This window comes from Dictyobacter vulcani (assembly GCF_008974265.1).
GTDB lineage: Bacteria > Chloroflexota > Ktedonobacteria > Ktedonobacterales > Ktedonobacteraceae > Dictyobacter > Dictyobacter vulcani.
Map to the genome: position 1 here is coordinate 4,012,058 of NZ_BKZW01000001.1, position 23,537 is coordinate 4,035,594.

A 23,537-nucleotide genomic window follows, 5' to 3' on the forward strand; every position below is an offset into this window, starting at 1 on the left:
GGAGTTTCAAATGGCTACTTTTTGTTGGATTGTGCGAGGAGTTGGGCGAGCTCGGTCAGAGTGCGCACACCGACGCCGGTGCCGCCTTTTTCTTGATGAGCTTTGACACTATCCACATAGCTGGTACCGGCGATATCCAGGTGAGCCCATCTGGCATTGCCAACAAAATGCTCCAGGATTTTCGCGGCAGTCACTGAACCAGCACCTCGACCGCCAGTCTGCTTGATGTCGGCGATGTCGCTGCGGATATATTCTCCATACTCTTCGTCCATGGGCATTGGCCAGTATTTTTCACCGGCGGTCTTACCGCGGTGATGATATCCTGTGTCAGTTGCTCATCATTGCTGAAGATGCCGCTCATACTGTGGCCAAGTGCTATTACCATAGCTCCGGTCAGGGTGGCCAGATCCAGGATGGGTGAGAGGCCTTCATGCTCGGCAAAGGCGAGGGCATCGGCGAGGATCAAGCGTCCCTCTGCATCGGTGTTGACTATCTCAATGGTTTTACCATTTGAGAAGCGTACGATGTCACCGGGCACATAGGAACTGCCACTGGGCATATTGTCGCAGGTAGGAACAAGGGCGGTGACGTTGATGGCAGGTTTGATACGGGCAATGGCTTGCATGGCACCAAGTACGGCCGCAGCCCCACCCATGTCGCCTTTCATCTCGTCCATACTGGCACCTGGTTTGAGTGAGATGCCACCAGTATCAAAGGTGATGCCTTTTCCTACCAGGGCCATTCCCTTATCAGAACTGGCTCCGCCACGATAACGCAGTATAATAAAGTGTGGGGCATTGGCGCTACCTTTGGAGACGGCCAGCAGGCCACCCATTTTGTGCTCCTGGATCTGGGCTTTGTCAAAGATCTCGCATTCCAGGCCAACTTCTTTGGCCATGCTACTTGCGCGATTAGCCAGTTCGCTGGGGGTCAGGACGTTGGGGGCTCGTTGATCAGGCTGCGCGCAAAGTTGGTGCCTTCCGCCAGGGCCTGCGCCCGGTGCAATGCCTGCTCAAACTCTGCTTTTTGTTCCTGCGTGCTGACTAAAAGCACCTGTGAGATGCTGCTCGCATTTTCCTTGTTCTGATAGGCCCGGAAGCTATAGGTACCCAGCAGTATGCCCTCGATGGCGGCCTGGGCCTCTTCGACTTCCTGGAAGTTGTCGCTGGCAAAGCCACCTGCGACTGCGATGGTTTTCGCGCCTGTCTTCTGGAGATGACGAGCGGCGATGGCGCTGGCCCGACGTACTGCTTGCGTATCCACTTTCTCCTGCGCACCCAGACCTACCACGACGACGCGTTTGGCGCCAAGCTTATTATGGGGATGGATGGTAAGCAGCTCACCGAGCGTGCCTTTGAATTCTCCATCTGCACAGCGCTCGGCAATCAGGCCTGAGAGGGTGCTATCAATGGTTGATGCTGGAGCCGATAATTCTACGCCGGCCTCTCCGCTTTTGCGGGCGGCTGCCACAATGAATGCATCACAGGCAATATCCTTCACGGCCTGTGTTGTCAACTTGATATCCATGGCCACATACTCCTTCATTGTACTTTACCAGGCTGTTACAGCTGTACACAGCCTCTTGAAAGCACAAAAATACACCAACTGATCCAATCAGTCAGAACTTCTTATGTGTGATCTCTCTTCAGTATGGCACATGAGCCGTAGAGAGAACAAGCGCAATTCTATGGATGTCGATTGAGTAAGCGCTCAACAACTTCGAGTAATTGGCGGGGCTTGAAGGGTTTGGTGAGATATTCGGTACAGCCGATCTGTCTGGCTGCTTCGCCTTCATCGTTAAGAGCAAACGCGGTGACGGCCACAATCGGCACATTTTCCATACCTGGACGCGCGCGGATCAACTGCGTGGTCCGATAACCATCCAGCACAGGCATTGAGAGATCCGTCAGAATGAGATCGACGCGTTCCTGTTCTAGCAATTCTAACGCTTCCCGTCCATTGGATGCGGAGATACAGCGATAGCCGCGGGTAGATAAGACGCGCTCAATTAAAATGCGATTGGAGACTTCGTTCTCAATTACCATGATGGCTGGTGGAAGCATGTTGTGTGCTGATGTATTCATGATTTTTCTCTCATTATATGAATTGCTCTGCCGGTCGCGCCTGCTTGTGGAAACAGTGGGCGACGCAGACGGAGAAAGTTTTAATCCTCTTTAAGCGAGATTGTGAGCATGCTGTTTTAAGCTATGGCAACAGGCAACGTGAAAGAAAAGGTGGAACCTGCCCCGGGAACGCTCTCCACCGCAATCTCACCACCCTGTAATTCAATTAACTTCCTGGCAATCGTCAGGCCAAGCCCTGTACCCCGAAGCGACGCGTGGTACTGCCGTCTGCCTGCCGGAATGCCTCGAATATATAGTCGAGGGCGGCGGGCGAGATACCAATCCCCGTGTCGGTGACGGCGATCTGGACCATGCCATGGTCTTTGAAGTGGAGGCAGCGTACGGTGACGCCTCCCTTCTCGGTAAATTTGATGGCATTTGACACCAGATTAATCACAATCTGTCGCAACCGGTGACCATCCGCTGCCACCATTGGCAGGGTTTCTGGAATCTCTAATTGGAGTTGGAGTTCTTTATTGTTGGCGAGTGGCCGCACCTGTTCAAGTACGGCGGTCAGGCTGGTCGCCAGTTGCAATGGTTCAAGTTTTACTTCAATGCGATCAGCTTCGATTTTTGATAGATCCAGCATATCATCGACCAGATGAGAAAGATCCTCCGCTCTCCCAACCATGAATTGGATATGTTGCTCCTGTTCCGCTGTGAGCGTTCCATCTACAAACCCTTCTAAAATAAGGGCCCCATAGCTGATAATACTATGTAACGGAGTGCGTAATTCATGCGTAACATTGGCCAGGAATTGTGATTTTAAGTGGTTGGCACGCTCAAGGGCAGCATTTTTGTCCTTGACTTCTGCGAACAATAACGCATTTTCGATCGCCATCGATGTCTGTAATGAGGCTGAACTGAGCAAAAAAGTATCGCTCCGACTGATCGGATAGGCTTTTTCGGTATAAAGTATAAATGCGCCGATTGCTTGATCTTGTAAAAGCAATGGAACCGCGACTGCGGATGAATAGCCTGCCTCAAGTGCCAGGCGAGCCCAGGTTTCCTGCCGTTTTTGATAGATGGTTGTAATATCTTCTCCATAAACGATTTTTTGTCTCTGGATAGCCATGCGGGCCAGGGTCATATCCAGTTCGCGCAAGGCATGATTTGGTATGCGTGCCGCCTGGATTGTCGTCGACTGCGCTGGTACCCTGGCTCGTACTGCTGCTCGCTTGGCGCTTGGCGTATTTGAGCGTGGATTGGGAATGGCGGCCATTTTTTTTGTGACTGCCATTGTAATATCATTATCTGGATCAATATAGACGGTGACTGGACTTTCTGGTTGCGGGAAAGCCTGGGCTTCAGTGTCTTCAGTAGTATCAGACCACTGCGAGACTGCCCAGGGGGCAATGCTTTCTCTTCCATAGAGTAGCAGCGAGACATGCCGGACCTTCATGATGTGCCCCATGCGCGAAACAAATTCGCCCAGTAACTGCTCAAGATTAAGCGTGGACATCAAGGCGTCGCTCATAATCAACAGGTTGCTCATCTGGTCCAGCAGGGCCTGGCTCTCGTTTGACTGTGCTTCATGTAAGAGTTGGTAGGACTGTGCCAGCATCGTTAGCTCATTTGCGCGTGATAGCCCCATCTGTACGCCCGTCGTCTGGGTTACCAGAACCTGGGCATGAGCCTGCAGGCGACGCAGGGGTCGGATTAACAGGACGCTGACAAAGAAAGTATACAGGATGATTCCCAGTGCCAGAATGAATAAGCCTGTTCCGATCAACAAGAGTATCGAATATTGTGGATGGGTCTTGAAGACGTATAAAGGTTCAACTGTTGCCAGTCGCAGTGCAGGTGAATCCACTGTCTGTTGTGTGAGTCGCACGCTCCTGAATTGCAGAAAATAACTTTTTTGTGCTATGTCCAATGTCTCTGTATCTTGATCCGGACATAACTTATTATCTGCGTTGACGTCGGATGGCATAAGGTCCAGTTCGGTTGCGCCCAGGACTTGATTTTGCATACAGAACAGTACCTGGGTGCCTGCTCGCTGGCTTATGTCTTGTGCCAGTAATGTATCGAGCGCTTGAGACGCCATTAAGGTACCTGTATGCTGGGGATTAGCAGGCATCATTACCACCAGAGACCATTGGGGCTGGGAATGAGCTAACAGTCCGGATAAGGAGACCTGTTGGAGTACAACCACTGTTTCTCCGCGATTGGCTCTTTGCAAGAGTAGCTGTATGCCTGGTTGTGCTTCAGGGGTACCCGGGAGCACAGCCTGCCCGGCCGCATCAAAGAGATCCAGGGATTGCAGGTGCTTGCTATTGGCATATTGGTTCAAGAGGGTGCGGCCGTTCTCATTTTGTGCCGGTAGGGTTGGATGGCTGAAAATAGTGCTAATGCGCTTATCCAGTGTCACCTGTGACATGTCGTGCAGTAAGGCCTTTGTGTGTTCCTGGTAGGCTACCTGTATGTGTGCAAGATGTGTTTGCGCGTCTCTCCTGGCTTGATATTCGGAATAGAACCTGAACATGCTCCAGGACAATAAGCAAAAGAGCAGCAGGCAAAGCAACAGAGTCAACGTCGCAAGAATTATCAGTTTTCCACCAAGTGACCGGACTGTGAATTGCATGCGACCCTTCCTACCCATGGTTAAAAGTAAAGAGAGGACGGGGTGCCAGCTCGTCCCCTCCTTACCGCGCGTCTGCATCTGGCTCGACGCGAAACGTCAGGAGGTGCGCGTGCGAACCCCATGGGGAAAAGGTTGCACGTAAATCTTAGATGTACGGTACAAGCTGCTCGTCGAGGTGGGTCTGCTTGTCAGCGCGCACATCCCGCCATCCATCCCAAGCCTATGTATTATAACGCATCAGAGAGTAAATTGTTATCGTTTTTGGAGGCAAAATTCCGCCTTTGAAGAAATTTACTGAATTTTAATGCTATAGTCTGCATTGCTGCTTTTCTTTTTCAGGCTGACACGCTCTATATTTCTTTGGATGATGGAATACGCAAGTGGTATTTGGGTCGCAGATAATAGATATAGAACAGGCTGAATCCTAGCGTCAGCAGCCCCAGCAGTGTCAAACTGTTAAACAAACGCTTGTTTTTCCATGGTATGGTTGTAATCCAGGTCGGAACAGTTTTTTTTTGCGGTTGAGGATAGCGACAGCGATAGTAATTCCGTTTGCTGGTTGAAGAGACGTGATAAGCAGGAGTAGAACGTACACGTGCGGTTGGGGTTTCCTCTTGAACGGGTTGCGTTTCATAGACAAGCAAACTTGCGCTGCTACCTACCAGTTTTCCTGGTGATAATGGGTGAGGGGAGAGGCGTGGAAGGCGGGCCAGGAGGGCGTCAAAGCGGCGGTAATCCACTAGAACAGCGTTGCATATCTCGCAGAGCTGCAGATGGTTCGTAACGCTTTGACGCTCGTGTGCTGTGAGCTGATCGTCAAGGTAAGGGCTGAGCAAATCCTTGACCTGCTCACAGTTCATTTTGTGCCTCCTCCCTGTTCCAGGGATCGATAATGTTCTCGAAAAGATTGGCGGGCCCGCGAGAGATACATTTTGACGCCGCTCTCAGCAATGTTTAACGTATGGGCAATTTCGCTGTAGGAGAAACCCTCCTGTGTATATAATAGCAATGCTGCCCTATACTGCTGAGGCATCCGGCGAAGTGCGGCACGCACTATCTCCGTCGTTCCATAAATTTCTTGTGGATCGGCACTTTCAACATCAGCAGGTTCGTGGTCGAGATCTTGCCATGGCAACCAGGCTATGAGCTTACGACGACGAAGCGCATCGTACGCAGTATTTGTGGCAATACGATACAACCAGGCCGATAGTTTTAAGTTTGCATCCATTTTGGGTAACGCGCGAAAAGCTTTTAAAAAGGTATCCTGAGTCAGGTCGTCAGCCTGTTCGCGATCCCCCACTAAATGGTAGACATAATTATAAATAGGTGTCTTATATTCGTCGTAAATTTGTTCGAAAGACCAGGAGTTTTCCTTGGTTTCCACCCGGACCATGCGCTACAATCCCTTCGATAGCTACTGTGTTCTCTTGTCCGTTCCATGCAAGAGAGGTTCGTAGCTGTCTCCGGGCCATCTGTGCTGTGTGGCACCCATGACAAACGTGCCTGTGGGTACATAAACAGCCTGCTGGCGAATATGGAAACGCTTTTTCCTTCTGTCTAGTGGAACGGACAACTAACGCTATCAGTAACATGATAGAGTAGTCATGCATACTTGCTGTTGAGTGATGTATCGTTTATCATGGTAGCATACTCTGGTGGATTTACTGCAATCATTAGTTGATTCGTTAGTACTATTGGGTCAATAATACGCTGTTCGTGTTACCCCTTCGTTACATAGCGGGGGATTATGCCCAAAATGTCTTTCCCGGTATACCATTCAATCGTGTGAGCGAAGTCGCCTGATTGGCTGTATCGTTGCTGCAGACATGATCAACTTCTCACGGCTGCGATGTGGCGACCTCGCTAGCCGCGAGTGAGCGGCGTTCACGATTGCTTTTAAATAGTAAGCCGGAAAGATTTGAAGGAGTTCATGCTCCCATGAATGAGTACAACTTTACTTCACAGGTGCGTACGGTGTGGTGGGAGGAAGCTACCGACGGTCGCGCGGTTGTGCATATGTTGGATCAATCCCTCCTCCCACAGCAGGTTGTGTATCTACAACTTACCCATGAGCAGCAGGTAGCTGACGCTATCGCGAGCTTAAAGGTTCGTGGCGCACCTGTAATTGGGGTCGCTGCAGGTTTTGGCATGGCGCTGGCCCTGGCGCGTTTCCTTGAAGAACGGACCGCTGCGCAGGTGGAGACGACTCCAACTGAGATTGAGGCCCATCTCTCTGAGGTTGGTCAATTGTTGCGCCAGACGCGGCCAACGGCGGTCAATCTTTTCTGGGCGATTGAACGTATGCGGCATTGCGCGCAGCAAGCCTGTAAGGAAGACGCTTCGCCACACCATATTGCCGCCATGCTGAAAGCAGAAGCGCATGCTATCGCGGCTGAGGATGTCCAGGCCTGCTGGCAGATGGGACTCTATGGGGCCGAGTTGATTGCAGACGGGGATACACTATTGACACATTGCAATGCCGGAGCACTGGCGACCACAGGGATTGGCACGGCGCTTGCTCCCATCTATATGGCGGCTCATACCGGCAAACGCGTGCATGTATTTGTAGATGAAACCCGGCCAATCCTCCAGGGGGCGCGCCTGACCGCATGGGAGTTGCAACAGGAGGGTGTTCCCCTGACGCTCATTACTGACAATATGGCAGGATATTTTATGCGTCAGAAGAGCATCCAGGCTATCTTTGTTGGCGCAGATCGTATTGCCGCCAATGGAGATGTTGCCAATAAGATCGGCACATACAGTGTGGCCGTACTGGCCCATGTGCACCAAATACCTCTGTATGTGGTGGCTCCTTGTTCCACCATCGATCTGGAACTTCCTTCTGGTGAGCATATTCCTATAGAGCAGCGGAAAGCAGAAGAGGTAACGACCTTGTATGGGATTCCCATTGCTCCCATGGATGTTGCCGTTGCTAATCCCGCGTTTGATGTGACGCCCCATACTTATGTGACGGCCATCGTGACAGAAAAAGGCATTATTCGTGCGCCGTACGGTGAGACATTACGCGCTATTTGTACGAAAAATTAAACCAAGGTAATTAAGATGGATAAAGAGATTGTGCCAGCAGTGGCCCAATATGCCGAAGAGGTCATGGGCACTGAAGGTTTTCGTTATGTAAGTGCGGTTGTTGCGAACTGCAAAATGTTGGCCCTGGAGCTAGAGGCCCAGGAGGATGAAGAGCCGCCGGCGATTGATCTCGATGCTTTAAGTATCGCAGGTTATCTTCATGATATTTCTACCGTGGCTCATGGTTTTCAGGACCATCAGGTGAAATCGGCTGAAATGGCGGTCGAATTTTTACAGAGTCAGGAGGCTCCTGAAGATTTGATCCAAAAAGTGCAACAGGCTATTTTAACGCATACTCAGGTTGCTCAACCTGATCAACAGGATGAACCTGTGACCGAGGGACGCATCTTGTATGATGCTGATAAACTAGGAAGGTTGAGCGGCCTGGCGGTTGTCACCTCCCTGATCGAGTTTGGAGCTCGTTATCCCAATCGAGCTGTGACTGGTGAGGTACTGGCGGCAATCTTGCGCCATGTCGAGGAGCGTTTTATTGAGCTCTACCAATCCTTAAACACCGCTCCTGCTCGCAATATGGCACGGGACAAATTCAACAACGCGATTGCATTTCTTGACGGTGTGATCGAACATCTTAGCGACGCCACACCAGTATAATGGTTCTGGAAAATCTGGCGGTGGATAATGAAACTTTTTGAGCGCTTTTGGGCTCTTAACTTTTAGCACATTTTAAATGGAGGCGAATCTTGCCTATTGTTGTTGTGGGCTCTGTAGCCCTGGATACTGTCGAAACTCCTTTCACCAGGATGGATAACGTCCTGGGAGGAGCCGCATCTTACTTCGCAACAGTTGCATCTCTTTATGATCAGGTGAATATGGTGGGGATTGTGGGAAGTGATTTTCCTCGTGAACATCTCGACTTCTGGCGTAGCCACTCAGTCAATCTCGCAGGCCTACAAATTCAGGAAGGTAAGACTTTCCACTGGCATGGTCGTTACCATATGGATATGAATACGCGCGATACCCTGGATACACAATTGGGTGTCTTTGGCGATTTTCATCCCGTGGTACCAGAAGAGTACGCACAAAGTCCACTGGTCTTTCTGGCGAACATCCAACCAGAATTGCAGCTAGAGGTCCTTCATCAGACTCCAAATGCCCAATTTACGGTGCTGGATACGATGGAACTGTGGATCAATATTGCACGTGACTCGCTGACCGAAGTGATGAAACAGGTGGATGTGCTTCTGATGAGCGAAGAAGAGGTTCGCCAGTATACCAATCAGTCGAGCATTCTGACCGGGGTACGGCACTTTTTTAGCCTGGGCTTAAAGTATGTGGTGGTAAAATTGGGGAGCTATGGTGCGCTGCTTTTCGGCGCGGATGGCACCTATTTTAGCGCTCCAGCCTATCCCCTGGAAGAGGTCGTTGATCCTACCGGTGCTGGTGATTCCTTTGCCGGCGGTTTCCTGGGTTACCTCTCCATGGTACAGCCAGAGGCCCCTGGACGATATGCGATTGATGATCTCAAGCGTGCTATCGTGCATGGGAATATTGTTGGTTCTTTTGCCTGTGCTCAGTTTGGCATTGGTGGTGTGGCTTCGCTGACTATGAAGGATATCGAGACCCGCTACCAGGAACTGGTCAACTACTCTCACTTTGATCCGACCTGGAACAACCAGGCGAAGTAATAGTTTAGATTTGGGATTGTGGGTGTGCGATGTTCAAGATCGCATTTTGACGTACGTGCTGCCGCTTTTGTGCAATAGTCGTATCTGAAGAAATGTTGTAGAATATCTTGAGACACTCTTGCGAGCGTTTTTTTGTTGCCCTATGCAATCCTATTTCATTATGGAAGGAATGTTATCAATACATGACAACTTCAACACATGGAGATGTAAAAGATCTCTCCCTGGCTCCTCGCGGTAAAGACCGTATTGAGTGGGCTGCTAAAGAGATGCCAGTACTGCGCCTCATTCGTGAGCGCTTTATTAAAGAGCAGCCACTGAAAGGCCTGCGCATGTCGGGCTGCTTGCATATCACCACAGAGACCGCGAACCTGGCCATCACCTTAAAAGCCGGTGGCGCTGACCTGGTCCTGTGTGCCTCGAATCCTTTGTCCACTCAGGATGATGTGGCTGCCGCTCTGGTGAGCGAGTATGGAATTCCTACCTATGCCATCAAGGGTGAGGATGAGAAAACCTATTATAATCACATCAATGCTGTACTGGACCACAAACCACAGATGACCATGGACGATGGTTGTGACCTGGTTTCGACCCTGCACACCAAGCGTACCGATCTGATCCCTGAGATCATCGGTGGCCTGGAAGAGACCACCACTGGCGTTATTCGCCTGCATAGCATGGTCAAACAGGGCGTCCTGCGCTTCCCGGTGCTGGCCGTTAATGATTCTGATACCAAGCATCTGTTCGACAACCGCTACGGTACCGGTCAGAGCACCCTGGATGCCATCATCCGCTCAACCAACATCCTGCTGGCTGGTCGCACCATCGTCGTCTTTGGCTATGGCTGGTGTGGTCGTGGTGTTGCCTCTCGCGCACATGGACACGGTGCTAACGTGATCGTGTGTGAGGTTGATCCTACCCGCGCCTTAGAGGCCGTCATGGATGGCTACCGTGTCATGCCTGGCGTTGATGCTGCTGCTCTCGGTGACATCTTCATCACTGTAACTGGTGATATCAATGTAATCGACCAGGCGCATCTGGAAAAAATGAAAGATGGCGCTATCATTGCGAACTCCGGTCACTTCAACGACGAGATTAATATTCCCGCCCTGGAGAAACTTGGTAAGAGCAAACGCCGCGTCCGTGACTTTGTTGATGAGTATACCTATGCCGATGGCCGCCATGTTCACCTGCTTGCCGAAGGCCGCCTGGTCAACCTGTCCGCAGCCGAAGGCCATCCTGCCAGTGTAATGGACATGAGCTTTGCCAACCAGGCACTGGGTGCAGAGTATGTACTGAACCATGCCAAGGAGCTTAAGCTTGAGGTTTACACCCTGCCTCAGGAACTGGACAAAGAGATTGCCAGCCTTAAGTTGCATGCCATGGGTATCAAGTACGATACACTCACCGAAGAGCAAGCGAAATACCTTAGCTCCTGGGAGTCTGGCACCTAAGTCATAGTTGCCATATGAGTAGTTGCAACCCGCGCTACTCACTATTTTGCTTATTGGCTACCTGATGGTGGTCGATAAGCAAAATAGAAAATAGCTGCTTCTATTGACATCTGGCCAATCTGTAAAGTACAATCTAGAGTGATAACAAGCCCAGAGATGGTAAGCATCCATCTACACATGGACAAATAAATACATGAGTGTAATCACTCTCATCAAGAGAGGTGGAGGGAAACGGCCCGATGAAGCCCGGCAACCCGCTTGTTTTTAACAAGAAGGGTGCCAATTCCGGCGGTCTATGCTATGCCGCAAGATGAGGGGAATGTGCAAATGTCACACCCCCTGATGAAGAGGGGTTTTTTTGTGCCTGAACCCCGCAAATAAATTCTCATTTCAGCTTCAGCATAGAATATATATAATCACCTGGCCATACATATGCATGTATCACAAAGTTTTTTTGAGAAAGGAATGGCCCCATGACGAGTTTCATGCGCAGCCCTAAAACGTTTTTTACCAGTGAGTCGGTGACCGAAGGCCACCCCGATAAACTGTGCGATCAAATCTCTGATGCTATTCTGGATGCCATCCTGGTACAGGATCCCATGGCTCGCGTAGCATGTGAGACGGCCACGACTACTGGTCTTGTACTTGTGGCTGGTGAGATTACTACCTCGGCCTGGATTGACATGTCCGCTGTGGTACGTCAAACAATCGAGCAGGTTGGGTATATCAATGCTGACTACGGTTTCGACTATCGCACCTGCGGTGTGACGACCTCGATTGGCAAGCAGTCGCCAGACATTGATATGGGCGTGAGCAAATCCTTAGAGTCCAAAGGCGATAAAGTTGTCCATTTGAGTGAGGATGAGCTAGAGCGGATTGGTGCCGGCGACCAGGGTATGATGATTGGTTTTGCCTGTAATGAGACCGATGAACTGATGCCAATGCCGATCAGCCTGTCGCATAAATTGACTCGCCAACTCTCCCAGGTACGCCGTAAATCCTGGAGTGGCAAGGGTCCAATGACCTATTTACGTCCTGATGGTAAAGCACAGGTTACAGTTCAGTACGAGAAGGGTGTTCCGACTCGTGTTGATACCATTGTGGTTTCTACACAGCACGCAGACTATGTGGATCGTGCCCAGATCCGCCAGGATGTGCTTGATTATATTATTAAGCCTGTTATTCCTGCGCATTTGTTGGATGCTGACACCAAAATCTATGTTAACCCAACCGGCCGTTTTGTGACTGGCGGCCCGATGGGCGACGCTGGCCTGACCGGTCGTAAGATTATTGTAGATACCTATGGCGGTATGGCTCGTCATGGTGGTGGCGCATTCAGCGGTAAAGATCCCACCAAGGTGGACCGTTCCGCTGCCTATGCTGCTCGCCATATTGCGAAGAACATCGTGGCGGCCGGCCTGGCGGATCGGGTGGAGTTGCAGATCGCTTACGCGATTGGCGTCGCTCGTCCGCTCTCGCTGTTCGTTGAAACCTTTGGCACCGGTAAGGTCTCCGATGAAGAGATTATACGCCTGATCAATGAGCATTTTGATCTGCGCCCGGCCGGAATCATTCAGGCCTTAAACCTGCGCCGACCAATCTACCAGCCGACCGCTGCCTTTGGACACTTTGGCCGTACCGATGTGGATCTGCCATGGGAAGCTCTGGACAAGGTGCCTATGCTGCGCAAGGGTGTTGGTGCCAACCTGCAAAATAATGAGGTGGTTTCACAATAATCCTGGAAGCATTCTGTTGCAGCGCCACTGTCTTCTCAACAGTGGCGCTGCTTTTTTTGATTCCTTTTTCTGTCGTCGATGGTAATCCTCGCCATTTATTGCCTCTATCAACTATAATAAGAGCGGCTACCAGATTGATAGCCGTTTCACATAACATGTATAGTGCAGAAAGGCGGTCCCTCGTAATGGACTTTTCACTCAACGAAGAGCAGATGGCCATTCGTCAGACGTGTAGAGATTTTGCTGAACAAGAAATTAAGCCAATAGCTGAACATATAGATGCGACAGGCACATTCCCTTATGATCTGGTGCGCCAGATGGGAGAACTCGGGTTATTAGGGCTTCCTTTTCCAGAGGAATATGGTGGAGCCGGTGCCGATTTCCTTTCGTATTGTCTGGCAATTGAAGAGATTTCACGTGGGGATGTATCGGTCGGTATTACCATGGAGGCTCATACTTCTCTTGGCGCAACACCATTTTTTCTCTTTGGTTCACAGGAACAGAAGGAACACTATCTGAGACCCCTGGCTCGTGGCGAACAATTATGGGCCTTTGGTTTGACCGAACCTGAAGCTGGCTCGGATTCGGGTGGCACCCAGACGCGCGCAGTCCTAAAGGATGGATCCTGGCATATTAATGGCGCTAAAACTTTTATTACTAATGCTGGTACTGATATGACCGGTGGGGTAACGATTACGGCCATTACTGGCAAAACCGCCGCTGGTCGTAACGCGATCTCTAATATTATCGTTCCTAAGGGCACGCCTGGTTACGTGATTGGCAATTCCTACAAGAAGATGGGCTGGAAGGCGTCGGATACGCGCCCGCTCTCCTTTGAGGACTGTCAGGTCCCTGCGGAAAATATTTTAGGACAGCCAGGGGATGGTTTTAAGCAGTTTCTACGCATTCTGGATGCTGGCCGCGTGGCTATTGCTGCTCTCTCCGTTGGACTGGCCCAGGCGTGTCTTGACGAGGCGCTGAGCTATGCTCAACAGCGTAAACAGTTCGGACAGTCGATAAGCAAGTTCCAGGCTATTCAGTTTAAGCTGGCTGATATGGATATGGAGATCGAGCTAGCGCGTTTGATGTACTATAAAGCGGCCTGGCTGCATATGCAGGGCAAACCCTATACGCGTGAAGCTTCGATGGCCAAGTTGTTTGCTTCAGAAACGGCCAAGCGTGCAGCCGATCAGGCAGTACAGATTCATGGGGGCTATGGATTTATGGATGAGTATCCCGTCTCACGCTACTGGCGCAGTGTCAAAATTAATGAGATTGGTGAAGGAACAAGCGAGGTACAGCGTATGCTGATTGCCAAGCAGCTTGGTTGCTAAGCATTTATCTTACTGGCCAGTATATAAACCAGAAGGACCTGTCGGAATAATTCCGGCAGGTCCTTCTGGTTTGGTTTGCAGTGATAGATTATTTAGGCCATTTCAAGGTATTGAAAACGACATTCGACTCGCCGTTTGGATCCTGCTGTGTATTATCTGGACTGAGATATTTGGTCCAGATCACCGTTGTGTTATTGACCGAGACAAAGGCGGCGCTATCCCGGTTGATGTTGTTGATACCATTGACCATCACTTTGGCCCGCGTATCATACATCTTGAAGTCGCTGGCACTGTTTTGCCAGATCAAGAAGGCTCCGCCACTTTGTAGTCCTGTCAGGATCTCGTTGTCATTGATGGTCGTTGTTTCAGGCGTCATACCATTGGCCGAGAAGGCCAGTAGTTTTCCTGAGACGTGGGCATCAAGTTGGGGTGTGAGCACGGTAGGATCAACCTCGGTTGGATTGAGCAATAAATTGGTCACATCCTGTGGTGTAGCGGTAGCGCTGGCCTGTACCGTTGGCGTGGCACTATTTTTAGGCGTAGCCAGAGATGTTGGCGTGGCAGTGGCTTGTACCGTGGGAGTCGCGGGCGTTGGATTACTGGTTGTGCTGGTGTTGAGCATGAAAAGGGTTCCATTTACCAGTTGAGGCCGGAACGAATGCTCATCATTGCGATATACATACGTCCGGGCGATGCTATGAGGCATCCAGCGACCTATTTGTGAAGGCTGGGAGTTCTCTGCCTGTTGCGTCCAGATATTGCTGTGGAGCTTTTGATCGGTTGATAACCACTCGTCAGCCCAGTAGATACTGTATCCATCGTTTGTAGCAGTGGGAGAAGTCAGTACGTGCTGATCCTTTGCTGTGGCTATCTCGGTTTTTCGCTCAAGACTATCCTGGGCAAATTGATAATTCAGCAAGTGTGCTATCCCTTTGCTGTCCAACAGGGATACCAGAGCATGGTTATGATAAAAACTCAGTCCCTGGATTGGAGAGGTAACCCAGTCCGCTACCCTGGCTTTATTAAAGTTATCAGTATAGAGGGTTAATGGTTTGATGCTATCGTCACTCTCTATTTTCTGGGTGTTGCTAGTGGTTGTACTCTGGCTCTTACCCATGTAGAGCGCTTTAAGGCTCCAGGTACCTTCAAGCGTATTTATTGTTGTGTCTGATTGCTGGGCTTGTTTGCCGTTCGTAGCTTTGGACTGCTCCATCTGTAGCCAGAGGAGCCAGTTCTCGCTGCTGCCGAGTATAATCATGGGACGCGTGCTGGGATGGGTCAGGAGCGCGGTACTGGCGCGATTCGTCGTTGGATCGCCCGTGGTATCGAATTTTTCGAGCATCCAGTTTGCGTTATGATCATAGGCCGAATAATAAATAGTGTCGTTGCTGGTACTGGCGCTCACTACATGGGAGTAGAGCGTTTGTGTCGCAGCAATGGCCGGATCCGCCTGCGCAACCTCTGGATGTCCTATACTGGCGGTATTGGATGGGAGCGAAACCACAGGTTGTCCTTGATTAGCCAGCAAGAGTAGTGAGATCAGGCCTCCCAGCATCACAACGACCATAAATGAGGCCGCCAGACCGATGATGGCAAAATGCTGGGTTTGCCGTATACGTCTTGGACGTGTTGATTGAATAATCGGCAATGGACCAGTATCGGCGGTTGAAAATGCAGCTAAAGAATTAGTCCTGGCTGTTTTGGCCGCAAGATCTTTTAAATAAGGACCGAGGAAGACTGGTGTTGGAGTGGAGGTAGCTGACGCTGGTGCGTGTTGTAGAAAACGCACATGTTCAGCCGCTAATGCCTGCATCAACTTATGACGAGCATCTGGCGCTGGTTCGATTGCTGGCATAGAACGGATGTGGTCACCAACTAATTGGTATTGAGCGTATGCGGCTTTGCAATCTGCACAATGGGCCAGATGCCCTTCTAACTCGGGCATCTTCGTCGGATCTTGCTTTTGTTCACGGTATATGGCGAGCTGTGCCCGCGCCTGATGACAGTTCAATCTTCACCGACCTCTTTTTGATACAAACCAATAAATCGATCTCTTGCTCGCATCAAACGCATCTTCACTGCCGAAGGACTAATACTAAGTACTTCGGCAATTTCTGCGCAGGATAAACCATCATTTTCGTAAAGCCAGAGGCACGCTGAATATTTCTGCGGTAACTGTTGAAAAACTCGTTCTACGATTTCGCGATCCGCCACCCGACTTTCAAAACGTCCACCATCGTATCCGTTGCGCTCGTACATCGAGTTAACTGAACTGGAACGGGGCTCAGCGCCTGGTTCATCACCTGTACTGAAGCCGTCTCCTGTATTGCCACCTGAATCTGAAACCATGCCTGCGCCGATACCGCGGTCTTCATTAAATAATGAAAGCGGTAGCCATGAAATTAAGCGCCTGCGCCGCAGTGAGTCAGTTGTGGTGTTGGCCGCAATTCGATAGAGCCAGGCCGATAACGCGCCTGGTTGGACAACCGTTCCGCCTAAAAGTGCTTTGTAGGCTTTTACGAATACATCTTGAGCAAGATCATAGGCCTGTTCTCTATTTCCTATCAAGTGATAGATGAAGTTAGTAATGGGGCCTTGAAAGCGCGTAAAAATCGCTTCGAAGTCCGCGACATTTACCTGTTCTGGCTGTGCCGCCATCTCTGGCTGGGAAGGTTTTAACGTCTCATCAGCTTCAATAGCTGTCTCTTCAACACCAGCTTCATCTTCAGATATAGGAATAGTCGAATGGCCTTGTTGTTCATCGCTTGTAGATGAACTCAATTTGCTATTCGTATTGTAGAAACGTATAGAGGTATCCATCGGTTACATCGGCCTTACATAATGCAGAGTTTTCATAATTTCTACGGGAATGTGTAGGAGTAACAGTCGTAGTGCAAGCACACCGACGTCTGCATCGCTTCTATTTCTATCCTCTCATTCTTTTGTTTGCTGTCTATGTTGAGAGATCAAGGGTATATACATAAGAACCGTGAGCTTAGCGGGCTCACGGAAAAGAGTTAAGCTGTACTCTTGCTGTATTGATTGGTGCTGTTTATAAAATTCTCTTGTTGGCTGAAACGAGCACTCATAGGAGACAGTATATCATATTTCCCTTGAGATTGATGCAGCTTATACCCTTTTTATCACAAGAGATTGTTGCTCTATAACAATGTGGAGCATTTTCTCTGTTTTTCGTCAGGTATAAAAACTCTTCCCACTTGCGGCGGGAAGGAGAAGAGAGAAGCGGGGGGCGCCCCCGTTCCCCGGCAGGAGGGCCTGGCCAGGCCCTCCTGCACCTCCCAGCTTATTCTGGCTTTGAGTATGGTGAAAACCCTGGTCTGGTGGCTGTTTTGCTTGCTATGGTAGGGTAATTCTGCTACCATATATATATGGGAACCCCGCAAATGCAAGCACCAGGTTGGAATATTGTTGGCCATGAACATATCGTGGATATTCTGCGCCGTACATTAGCCGCGCAGCAGGTGCGTCATGCTTATTTGTTTGCTGGTCCACCACGTATTGGCAAGAGTTTACTGGCTCGACGACTGGCACAAACCCTTTTATGTACCGGTGGCCCTGATCCTCATATTTCTCCTCAGGAGCCATGTAACAATTGTCTCTCATGCCGCAAGGTTCTCCATGGTAATCATCCCGATGTGCATATCATCACTAAGGCTGCGGACAAGCAATTTATTGTGATCGAGCAGGTGCGTGCCTTACAGAGCGATGCTGCCCGGCGTACGATGGAGGGACGGCGCAATATTTTCATTATCGAAAATGCGCAGGATATGAATGTGCAGGCTGCCAATTGTATCCTGAAGACCCTTGAAGAGCCTGAGCCGGACGTGGTTCTATTGTTGACTGTACCAGATGCAGGGGTCCTCTTACCAACGATCATTTCGCGGGTACAAATGCTCTCAATGCAGTTATTGACTTCGCAGCAGATCAAGCAAGCCCTGATTGAGCGATGGGAGGTTGAGCCTGAAGAGGCTACGTTAGTGGCGGCGCTGGCTGCTGGCCGGCTGGGCTGGGCGGTGCAGGCCGTTGAAGATGAAGACCTGCTGGATGAGCGCAAGTCTCAGTTAGAGCTCCTGACCAAAATTCCGACCATCTCCACGGTGCAGCGCTTCGATTTTGTGCAACGCCAGGGAACCGATAGTGAGAAGCTACGCCATATGCTTGAGTTGTGGTTATTGTGGTGGCGTGATATGGTATTGGCAGCAAATGGTTGTCTTGATCTGACTGTTAATGTGGATATGCGCGACCTGCTCAAAAAGCAATCCACCAGGATCGGGACACATGAGGCTGAGCGTATGGTGCGTGCTATTCTACAGACCCAGGAATCTCTGGACCAAAACGTTAATGCGCGTGTAGCTCTGGAAGTCTTAATGCTGGATACCCCATCCATCAAAGCTTAGGATCGCCCGCCGACCATATCTCGCTCTCACCAGCATATATCTGGTAACAAATCAAGGAAGAGGAGTTATGCCATGCGATCCGATTTTCAACACGTTCTTGTCAACTTCGAAGCCAATGTACTGACCATTACCATGAATCGTCCTGCGGTTTTAAATGCCTTCAATGCATTGATGATCCAGGAAATGACTGAGATCGTTGAGGCTGCGGCACAGGACGAAAGCATCCGCTGTATTGTCCTCACTGGAGCTGGACGCGCCTTTGGCGCCGGACAGGATCTCTCGGCCTTTGCTGACAAGCCTGCCACAAATCATGCGCAAGCTACCCAGGAGCATCTTGGTGCCTACCACCGTCTGGTTAACAGCATCTTACAACTACCACAACCAAGCATTGCAGCTATCCATGGCGTGGCTACCGGTGTCTCTTTGAATATTGCCCTGGCCTGTGATCTACGCGTGGCGGCCGAAGACGCCAGATTATCCGAAGCCTTTGCCCGTATTGGCCTGGTACCTGATGGTGGCGGCGCGTATTTTCTGACTCGTTTGCTTGGTGCTGGCAAAGCCTTAGAACTGGCGTTATTAGCTGATGAGATCAGTGGTAAAGAGGCTGAGCGCATTGGTCTGGTGACCAGTTGTGTTCCGCTGGCAGGGCTTGAAGAGGCCGTGCGCATGCTGGCTACCCGCCTGGCTCATGGTCCGACGCAGACCTATGGCTTGATCAAAAAGTTGTTCCAGCAAGCGCAGGATAAAGATCTCGCAGCCGTGCTACAATTAGAGAGTAAATATCAGTCAATGGCCATCGAAACTGCCGATCACCGTGAAGGTGTCCAGGCATTTATGCAGAAACGGCCGCCAAAATATAGCGGGAAATAGCAAATCGTGCGTATTGATACACTCTCTTCATATAATAGTCAGATGCAAGGCAAGGAGCGGCGCGAGTGGTTTCGCCAGCATGCGCCGCAACACCTCAAAAATTGTGCCACCTTTGTTTCGCGGGGATTAACTCAGCGCTCAGTAGGAACCTCCAGAAGTAGTCTCATACTGGGCGCGGGCGCCTGTACGGAGGTTCCACTTTCCGATGTCGCTCGCTCTTCTGAAGAGGTCGTGCTGGCAGATCTGGACCTGAACTCTATGCAGCGCGGCCGGGATGAATTGCTCGCGGCTTCACTGCGCAAGCGGATACGTTTTGTACAGTGTGATATCAGCGGTGGCGTCAGCAGCAATCTGACGCGCCTGCTCCGTCGAGAAGACTGGTCAGCCCTGGCCGCCGCAGGAGGACAGGCCTTTTTTGATGCCGCCGCTCGTTGCCTGGAGCAATGTCCTGTTCCGGATCCCCCAACTATTCACACTCTGCGCAGTGGTGACTTTGGTCTGGTTGTCAGCTCGCTTGTGCTTTCACAGCTCTTCAGCTATCCCTTGCTCGATGTGCTGGATCGTGCGCAGCAGGCTTCACCTGATCTGTTGTTAGAACAAGAGCGCCATCGCCGGTATCAGGATGCTGCCCAGAACTTCCGCATCAAAGTCATCAACGCTCATCTGCACTATATGCGTTCCCTGCTTGACCTGGGCGGAATCGCAGTGCTACTCACGGACATTCGTGGCTTTGCCTTTGATGTGCATGGTACCGACCACGATGCTACCCACCGGCGTACCCTCCCCCTTGTCCCACGCACCTTTCCCGACCTCATCAAAGCCACCTTTGAAGTCGTTGAAGAAGGCCAATGGGAATGGCTCACCGACCTTCCCGACAACGAACGTCCCGGCCGTGGCTACGAAATCGGAGGCTATATCCTCAAGTCTCTGGATCACTTTTTTTCGTGATTTTCAAGCTCTTGACTATTTTTTAGGGAGCAGGTATACTCAAAATATCATATTGAGAAATCGTCGCGAGGGACGAGTACATGTTGCTCTGAGCAACAGCGAGCCGGAAGTGGTGAGAGTCCGGCATCTCAGCAAGCAGATGGAATGCCCCCTCTGATATGGACCGCCATAGTGGTCTGGATCGCGATGCGGAACGAACACAACCTGCGTTGTCAGTAATTCTTGCCGGTAGCCCTCCGTTATCCAGGGGCAGGACATCGAAGATGTGGCATTGCTTGCTTCCGTGTCTGATGAGTGGGAAATCGCACATTCCAGCGTGGCTTCCAATACAGGTGGTACCACGGGTCTCGATAAAAAATTATCAGCCCGCCCTGAGTTTTACTCGGGGCGGCTTTTTGTTATTGTTCGGACCTCGCGTTCGGTTACTGTGGTACGGCAAATGGCATCAACAAAAGGAGAATTAACATAATGCAAAGCGAGCAGATCAGACAAACCTTTCTTGCATACTTTTCCCCGCGTCAGCACCAAATGGTGTCCAGTAGTCCGCTTGTCTTGTCATCAGATACGAGCTTGCTGTTTGTGAATGCTGGTATGGTGCGCTTCAAAGATGTGTTTCTGGGTTTAACGCCCCCGCCCTCTGAGCGTGTCACCAGTAGCCAGAAGTGCTTACGCGTCTCCGGCAAACATAATGATCTGGAGGGTGTAGGTGTATCTCCGCGCCACCATACCTTTTTTGAGATGCTGGGCAATTTCTCGTTTGGCGCTTACTTTAAGCGTGAGGCGATTGTTTATGCCTGGGATTTGCTGACGCGCGTTTTTAAGCTACCAGTCGAGCGCCTCTGGATTACTGTTCACCAGGACGATGTTGAAACAGCGCGCTTATGGGAAGAGGTAGGGGTTAAACCCGAGCGCATCTTACCCTTTGGCGATAAAGATAATTTCTGGTCTATGGGGGAGACCGGACCCTGTGGACCCTGTTCGGAGATCCACTATTATCAGGGTGACCTTCAGTTGCAGCGCGCGGAAGGCGTAAACACTGAGGATGATGACTACATGGAGCTCTGGAATCTGGTCTTTATGCAGTACAACCGTGACGAGCAGGGAGAGCTCACAGCATTGGACGTGCCAGCGGTCGATACAGGCATGGGCTTAGAGCGTCTGACGATGGTGTTGCAGGGTGTCAAAACCAGTTATGAGACCGATCTTTTTCAGCCAATACTCCGCCGTCTCAGAGAACTGACCGGACACGATGAGGGCCAGTATGACAGGCAGCGTGTCAGCTATAACACGATCGCGGATCATAGTCGTGCCATGGCATTCTTGATTGCAGATGGTATTCTCCCTGGCAACGGCGGCCGCAACTATGTCCTGCGTCGTCTGATACGCCGAGCAGCATACTCTGGGCAATCCCTGGGATTAGAGCAGCCATTTCTGTCTGCGGTGCTTCAGGTAAGCGTGGAGCAACTGGGGCCATACTATCCAGAACTTCAGGAGAAAAGCGCGGAAATCCAGGAAGTCGTAACTACTGAAGAAAAGCGTTTCCTGCGTACCTTGAATAAAGGATTGCGTTATCTGGAGAATATCACGAACCAGCTCTCAGAATCGGGCCAGCGGATCCTGCCAGGTTCTGAGGCATTCAAATTGCACGACACCTTTGGTTTTCCGCTGGATCTGACCCAGAAAATTCTGGCTGACCAGGGAGTAGCAGTGAATACCGTTGAATACGCAGTCGAACGCTCCAGGCAACAGCAGCGCTCGCGCCAGCACGCTACATTTAAATAATGGTCAATATGTCTTATAGTACGGAGAAGCTTGATGGGAGACTACTCTATTAAGCTTCTTTTCACGTGTCTAGTTGGGAGGTTATAATCAGGTTTTAGATTGTCATTTATTATTTTTTTTATTTTATGCAGAAAAGCGCATGTGAAACTCTTGATTTTGCGTTTTTCTGCGTTTATTATAAGGAAAGTACTGCAATTTTCTGCATTTTTTTATATGATGTCGGGATGGTTAAGGTTTAATTGCTGAAAAATGCGCTATTGAAAGGTCGAAATGATATCAACGTATACACATGTAGATAGACAACATCGCTTACGGTTAGCCCGTGTGGCCGTTATTGCTTTGTTTTTTATTAATGGATCCTTGATTGCTAGCTGGGCGGCCCGTATTCCCGCGGTGCAGTCAAGACTTGGTTTGCAGCCTGGCCAGCTGGGTATTGCTTTACTGGGGGCCGCGATTGGTGCTCTGGTTGCGATGAATATTGCCGGGCGCATCGCTATTCGTTTCGGTAGCGCTATCATTACTGTCCTCACTGCCATTGGCTTATGTATCTCTCTACCTTTGCTGGCTCTGGCGCCTGATCTGGTATGGCTGGTGCTGGCCCTGGTCTTCTTTGGTGCCAGCAATGGAGCGATGGATGTGACGATGAATCTGCAAGGTGCAGCCGTTGAGCGTGGGTATGGGAAACCTATTTTTAATTCATTCCATGCTTGCTATAGTGTGGGTGCATTAGTAGGTGCCTTTATCGGTGGTATTGTTGCTTCCTATAATATTAGTCCTGTCTTTCATTTTTCAGGTATCTCGCTTATTGGTGTCACTGGCATTCTGATTGCTTCGCATTTTCTTTTACCGCCTGAGCCAGCTGTGGTGACAGAGACGGAAAAAGCTGTACCGAAGAAGAAGTCTTTGTTTATTCGTCCATCCCGTACCCTGGTAGCGCTGGGGCGATTGCCTTTTGTGCCCTGATCAGTGAAGGAGCCATGTCTGACTGGAGTGCTCTATATTTATCTGGTCGTCATGGCTATGGCACGTCCGGTACATGCCAGCGCGGACTGCGGCCGCTGGTTTTGCGGTCTTTTCGCTGTGTATGGCTATTGGCCGTGGCATTGGTGACTACCTGGCCGCTCGCTTTGGTTCCGCTGTATTGATTAGCCTGGGAGGTCTGTTATCGGCAGGTGGTCTTGGTCTGGGCTTGATCTTTGCCTGGACGCCGGTGGTAATTATTGGTCTGGGCTTGATTGGCCTGGGTCTGGCTGTCTTATTTCCACTGGTCTTAAGTGCAGCTGGTCAGAACTTTCCTGGTAATAGCGAGGTTGCACTGGCTACTGTTTCAACCTGTGGATATCTGGGATTTCTGGTCGGACCGCCGCTGATCGGTTTTGTGGCGGATGGTTTTGGCCTGCGTACCGCGTTGGGCTTTGTGGTGCTTCTAGGTCTGGTGATCTTCGCTTTAAGCTGGCTTATTCGCTCTGTTCGTCTTACGCCTGATGAGACTGCTAGCGTCGCTATGAGTGATGAAACTGCCGCTCCTTTGTCTTGAAACCTCATGAATAATAATGCA

Annotated in this window: 18 protein-coding genes, 2 pseudogenes and 1 riboswitch; of the genes and pseudogenes, 12 read left to right on the forward strand and 8 right to left on the reverse strand. The window is 50.5% G+C overall.

Features of this window, described 5'->3' with window-relative positions:
• Positions 1-14: 14 nt before the first annotated feature.
• The 6 genes and pseudogenes from KDW_RS17150 to KDW_RS17180 all read right to left on the reverse strand — a co-directional run bounded on the left by KDW_RS17150 (position 15) and on the right by KDW_RS17180 (position 6,100).
• Positions 15-898 (reverse strand): annotated as a pseudogene (locus tag KDW_RS17150) (leucyl aminopeptidase family protein).
• Between the two features lie 32 nt (positions 899-930).
• Positions 931-1,527, reverse strand: a complete 597-nt coding sequence (locus tag KDW_RS17155) for a M17 family peptidase N-terminal domain-containing protein (protein ID WP_162005313.1) — start codon at positions 1,525-1,527, stop codon at positions 931-933.
• Positions 1,528-1,685: 158 nt separating this feature from the next.
• On the reverse strand, positions 1,686-2,084 hold the full coding sequence (locus tag KDW_RS17160; RefSeq protein ID WP_151757082.1) for a response regulator: 399 nt from the start codon (positions 2,082-2,084) through the stop codon (positions 1,686-1,688).
• A gap of 116 nt (positions 2,085-2,200) precedes the next feature.
• Positions 2,201-4,785: pseudogene (locus KDW_RS17170) on the reverse strand (sensor histidine kinase).
• A gap of 272 nt (positions 4,786-5,057) precedes the next feature.
• Complete coding sequence (locus tag KDW_RS17175; protein ID WP_151757084.1) at positions 5,058-5,567, reverse strand: anti-sigma factor family protein; 510 nt, start codon at positions 5,565-5,567, stop codon at positions 5,058-5,060.
• Entirely contained in the window at positions 5,564-6,100 is a 537-nt protein-coding gene (locus KDW_RS17180; protein ID WP_151757085.1) for an RNA polymerase sigma factor, read from the reverse strand. Before KDW_RS17180 ends, KDW_RS17175 begins: the two co-directional genes overlap by 4 nt.
• A 545-nt stretch (positions 6,101-6,645) precedes the next feature.
• Between KDW_RS17180 and mtnA the strand changes: the two genes are divergently transcribed.
• From mtnA to KDW_RS17210, 6 genes are all read left to right on the forward strand, one after another.
• On the forward strand, positions 6,646-7,755 hold the full coding sequence (mtnA, locus tag KDW_RS17185; RefSeq protein ID WP_151757086.1) for an S-methyl-5-thioribose-1-phosphate isomerase: 1,110 nt from the start codon (positions 6,646-6,648) through the stop codon (positions 7,753-7,755).
• A gap of 15 nt (positions 7,756-7,770) precedes the next feature.
• A complete protein-coding gene (locus KDW_RS17190) occupies positions 7,771-8,406 on the forward strand; it encodes an HD domain-containing protein (protein WP_151757087.1) in 636 nt (211 codons plus the stop codon).
• Positions 8,407-8,495: 89 nt separating this feature from the next.
• On the forward strand, positions 8,496-9,440 hold the full coding sequence (locus KDW_RS17195; RefSeq protein WP_151757088.1) for a PfkB family carbohydrate kinase: 945 nt from the start codon (positions 8,496-8,498) through the stop codon (positions 9,438-9,440).
• 182 nt (positions 9,441-9,622) lie between these two features.
• Positions 9,623-10,891: an adenosylhomocysteinase gene (ahcY, locus tag KDW_RS17200; RefSeq protein WP_151757089.1), complete on the forward strand. Its 1,269-nt coding sequence runs from the start codon at positions 9,623-9,625 to the stop codon at positions 10,889-10,891.
• 206 nt (positions 10,892-11,097) lie between these two features.
• A riboswitch (SAM riboswitch) is annotated at positions 11,098-11,208 on the forward strand.
• Positions 11,209-11,376: 168 nt separating this feature from the next.
• Positions 11,377-12,627 (forward strand): methionine adenosyltransferase, encoded by a 1,251-nt coding sequence (gene metK, locus KDW_RS17205; protein ID WP_151757397.1) that lies wholly within the window; start codon positions 11,377-11,379, stop codon positions 12,625-12,627.
• Positions 12,628-12,812: 185 nt separating this feature from the next.
• Positions 12,813-13,961 carry an acyl-CoA dehydrogenase family protein gene (locus tag KDW_RS17210; RefSeq protein WP_151757090.1) on the forward strand — a complete coding sequence of 383 codons (1,149 nt, stop codon included), beginning with the start codon at positions 12,813-12,815 and terminating at the stop codon, positions 13,959-13,961.
• A gap of 88 nt (positions 13,962-14,049) precedes the next feature.
• Here KDW_RS17210 and KDW_RS17215 read toward each other — a convergent pair whose 3' ends face one another.
• Positions 14,050-15,972, reverse strand: coding sequence for an anti-sigma factor family protein (locus tag KDW_RS17215; RefSeq protein ID WP_162005315.1), 1,923 nt, complete (start codon positions 15,970-15,972; stop codon positions 14,050-14,052).
• Positions 15,969-16,781 carry an RNA polymerase sigma factor gene (locus KDW_RS17220; RefSeq protein ID WP_151757092.1) on the reverse strand — a complete coding sequence of 271 codons (813 nt, stop codon included), beginning with the start codon at positions 16,779-16,781 and terminating at the stop codon, positions 15,969-15,971. Before KDW_RS17220 ends, KDW_RS17215 begins: the two co-directional genes overlap by 4 nt.
• Before the next feature lie 584 nt (positions 16,782-17,365).
• Here KDW_RS17220 and holB point away from each other — a divergent pair.
• The 6 genes from holB to KDW_RS17250 all read left to right on the forward strand — a co-directional run bounded on the left by holB (position 17,366) and on the right by KDW_RS17250 (position 23,516).
• Positions 17,366-18,379, forward strand: coding sequence for a DNA polymerase III subunit delta' (gene holB / locus KDW_RS17225; protein WP_162005316.1), 1,014 nt, complete (start codon positions 17,366-17,368; stop codon positions 18,377-18,379).
• Positions 18,380-18,451: 72 nt separating this feature from the next.
• Positions 18,452-19,249, forward strand: coding sequence for an enoyl-CoA hydratase/isomerase family protein (locus KDW_RS17230; protein ID WP_151757094.1), 798 nt, complete (start codon positions 18,452-18,454; stop codon positions 19,247-19,249).
• A 6-nt stretch (positions 19,250-19,255) separates the two neighbouring features.
• Positions 19,256-20,197, forward strand: coding sequence for a hypothetical protein (locus KDW_RS17235; RefSeq protein ID WP_151757095.1), 942 nt, complete (start codon positions 19,256-19,258; stop codon positions 20,195-20,197).
• 468 nt (positions 20,198-20,665) lie between these two features.
• On the forward strand, positions 20,666-21,979 hold the full coding sequence (gene alaS, locus KDW_RS17240; protein ID WP_151757096.1) for an alanine--tRNA ligase: 1,314 nt from the start codon (positions 20,666-20,668) through the stop codon (positions 21,977-21,979).
• A gap of 270 nt (positions 21,980-22,249) precedes the next feature.
• Positions 22,250-22,942: an MFS transporter gene (locus KDW_RS17245; protein WP_151757097.1), complete on the forward strand. Its 693-nt coding sequence runs from the start codon at positions 22,250-22,252 to the stop codon at positions 22,940-22,942.
• 73 nt (positions 22,943-23,015) lie between these two features.
• Positions 23,016-23,516, forward strand: a complete 501-nt coding sequence (locus KDW_RS17250; RefSeq protein WP_151757098.1) for an MFS transporter — start codon at positions 23,016-23,018, stop codon at positions 23,514-23,516.
• Positions 23,517-23,537 lie beyond the last annotated feature (21 nt).

Coding starts and splice junctions, on each gene's coding strand:
- alaS (WP_151757096.1), top strand. CDS start 20,666: ATGCAAAGCGAGCAGATCAGACAAACCTTTCTTGCATACTTTTCCCCG.
- KDW_RS17210 (WP_151757090.1), top strand. CDS start 12,813: ATGGACTTTTCACTCAACGAAGAGCAGATGGCCATTCGTCAGACGTGT.
- KDW_RS17250 (WP_151757098.1), top strand. CDS start 23,016: ATGCCAGCGCGGACTGCGGCCGCTGGTTTTGCGGTCTTTTCGCTGTGT.
- KDW_RS17175 (WP_151757084.1), bottom strand. CDS start 5,567: ATGAACTGTGAGCAGGTCAAGGATTTGCTCAGCCCTTACCTTGACGAT.
- KDW_RS17160 (WP_151757082.1), bottom strand. CDS start 2,084: ATGAATACATCAGCACACAACATGCTTCCACCAGCCATCATGGTAATT.
- KDW_RS17190 (WP_151757087.1), top strand. CDS start 7,771: ATGGATAAAGAGATTGTGCCAGCAGTGGCCCAATATGCCGAAGAGGTC.
- KDW_RS17245 (WP_151757097.1), top strand. CDS start 22,250: ATGATATCAACGTATACACATGTAGATAGACAACATCGCTTACGGTTA.
- KDW_RS17230 (WP_151757094.1), top strand. CDS start 18,452: ATGCGATCCGATTTTCAACACGTTCTTGTCAACTTCGAAGCCAATGTA.
- mtnA (WP_151757086.1), top strand. CDS start 6,646: ATGAATGAGTACAACTTTACTTCACAGGTGCGTACGGTGTGGTGGGAG.
- KDW_RS17180 (WP_151757085.1), bottom strand. CDS start 6,100: ATGGTCCGGGTGGAAACCAAGGAAAACTCCTGGTCTTTCGAACAAATT.
- holB (WP_162005316.1), top strand. CDS start 17,366: ATGCAAGCACCAGGTTGGAATATTGTTGGCCATGAACATATCGTGGAT.
- metK (WP_151757397.1), top strand. CDS start 11,377: ATGCGCAGCCCTAAAACGTTTTTTACCAGTGAGTCGGTGACCGAAGGC.
- ahcY (WP_151757089.1), top strand. CDS start 9,623: ATGACAACTTCAACACATGGAGATGTAAAAGATCTCTCCCTGGCTCCT.
- KDW_RS17220 (WP_151757092.1), bottom strand. CDS start 16,781: ATGGATACCTCTATACGTTTCTACAATACGAATAGCAAATTGAGTTCA.
- KDW_RS17155 (WP_162005313.1), bottom strand. CDS start 1,527: ATGGATATCAAGTTGACAACACAGGCCGTGAAGGATATTGCCTGTGAT.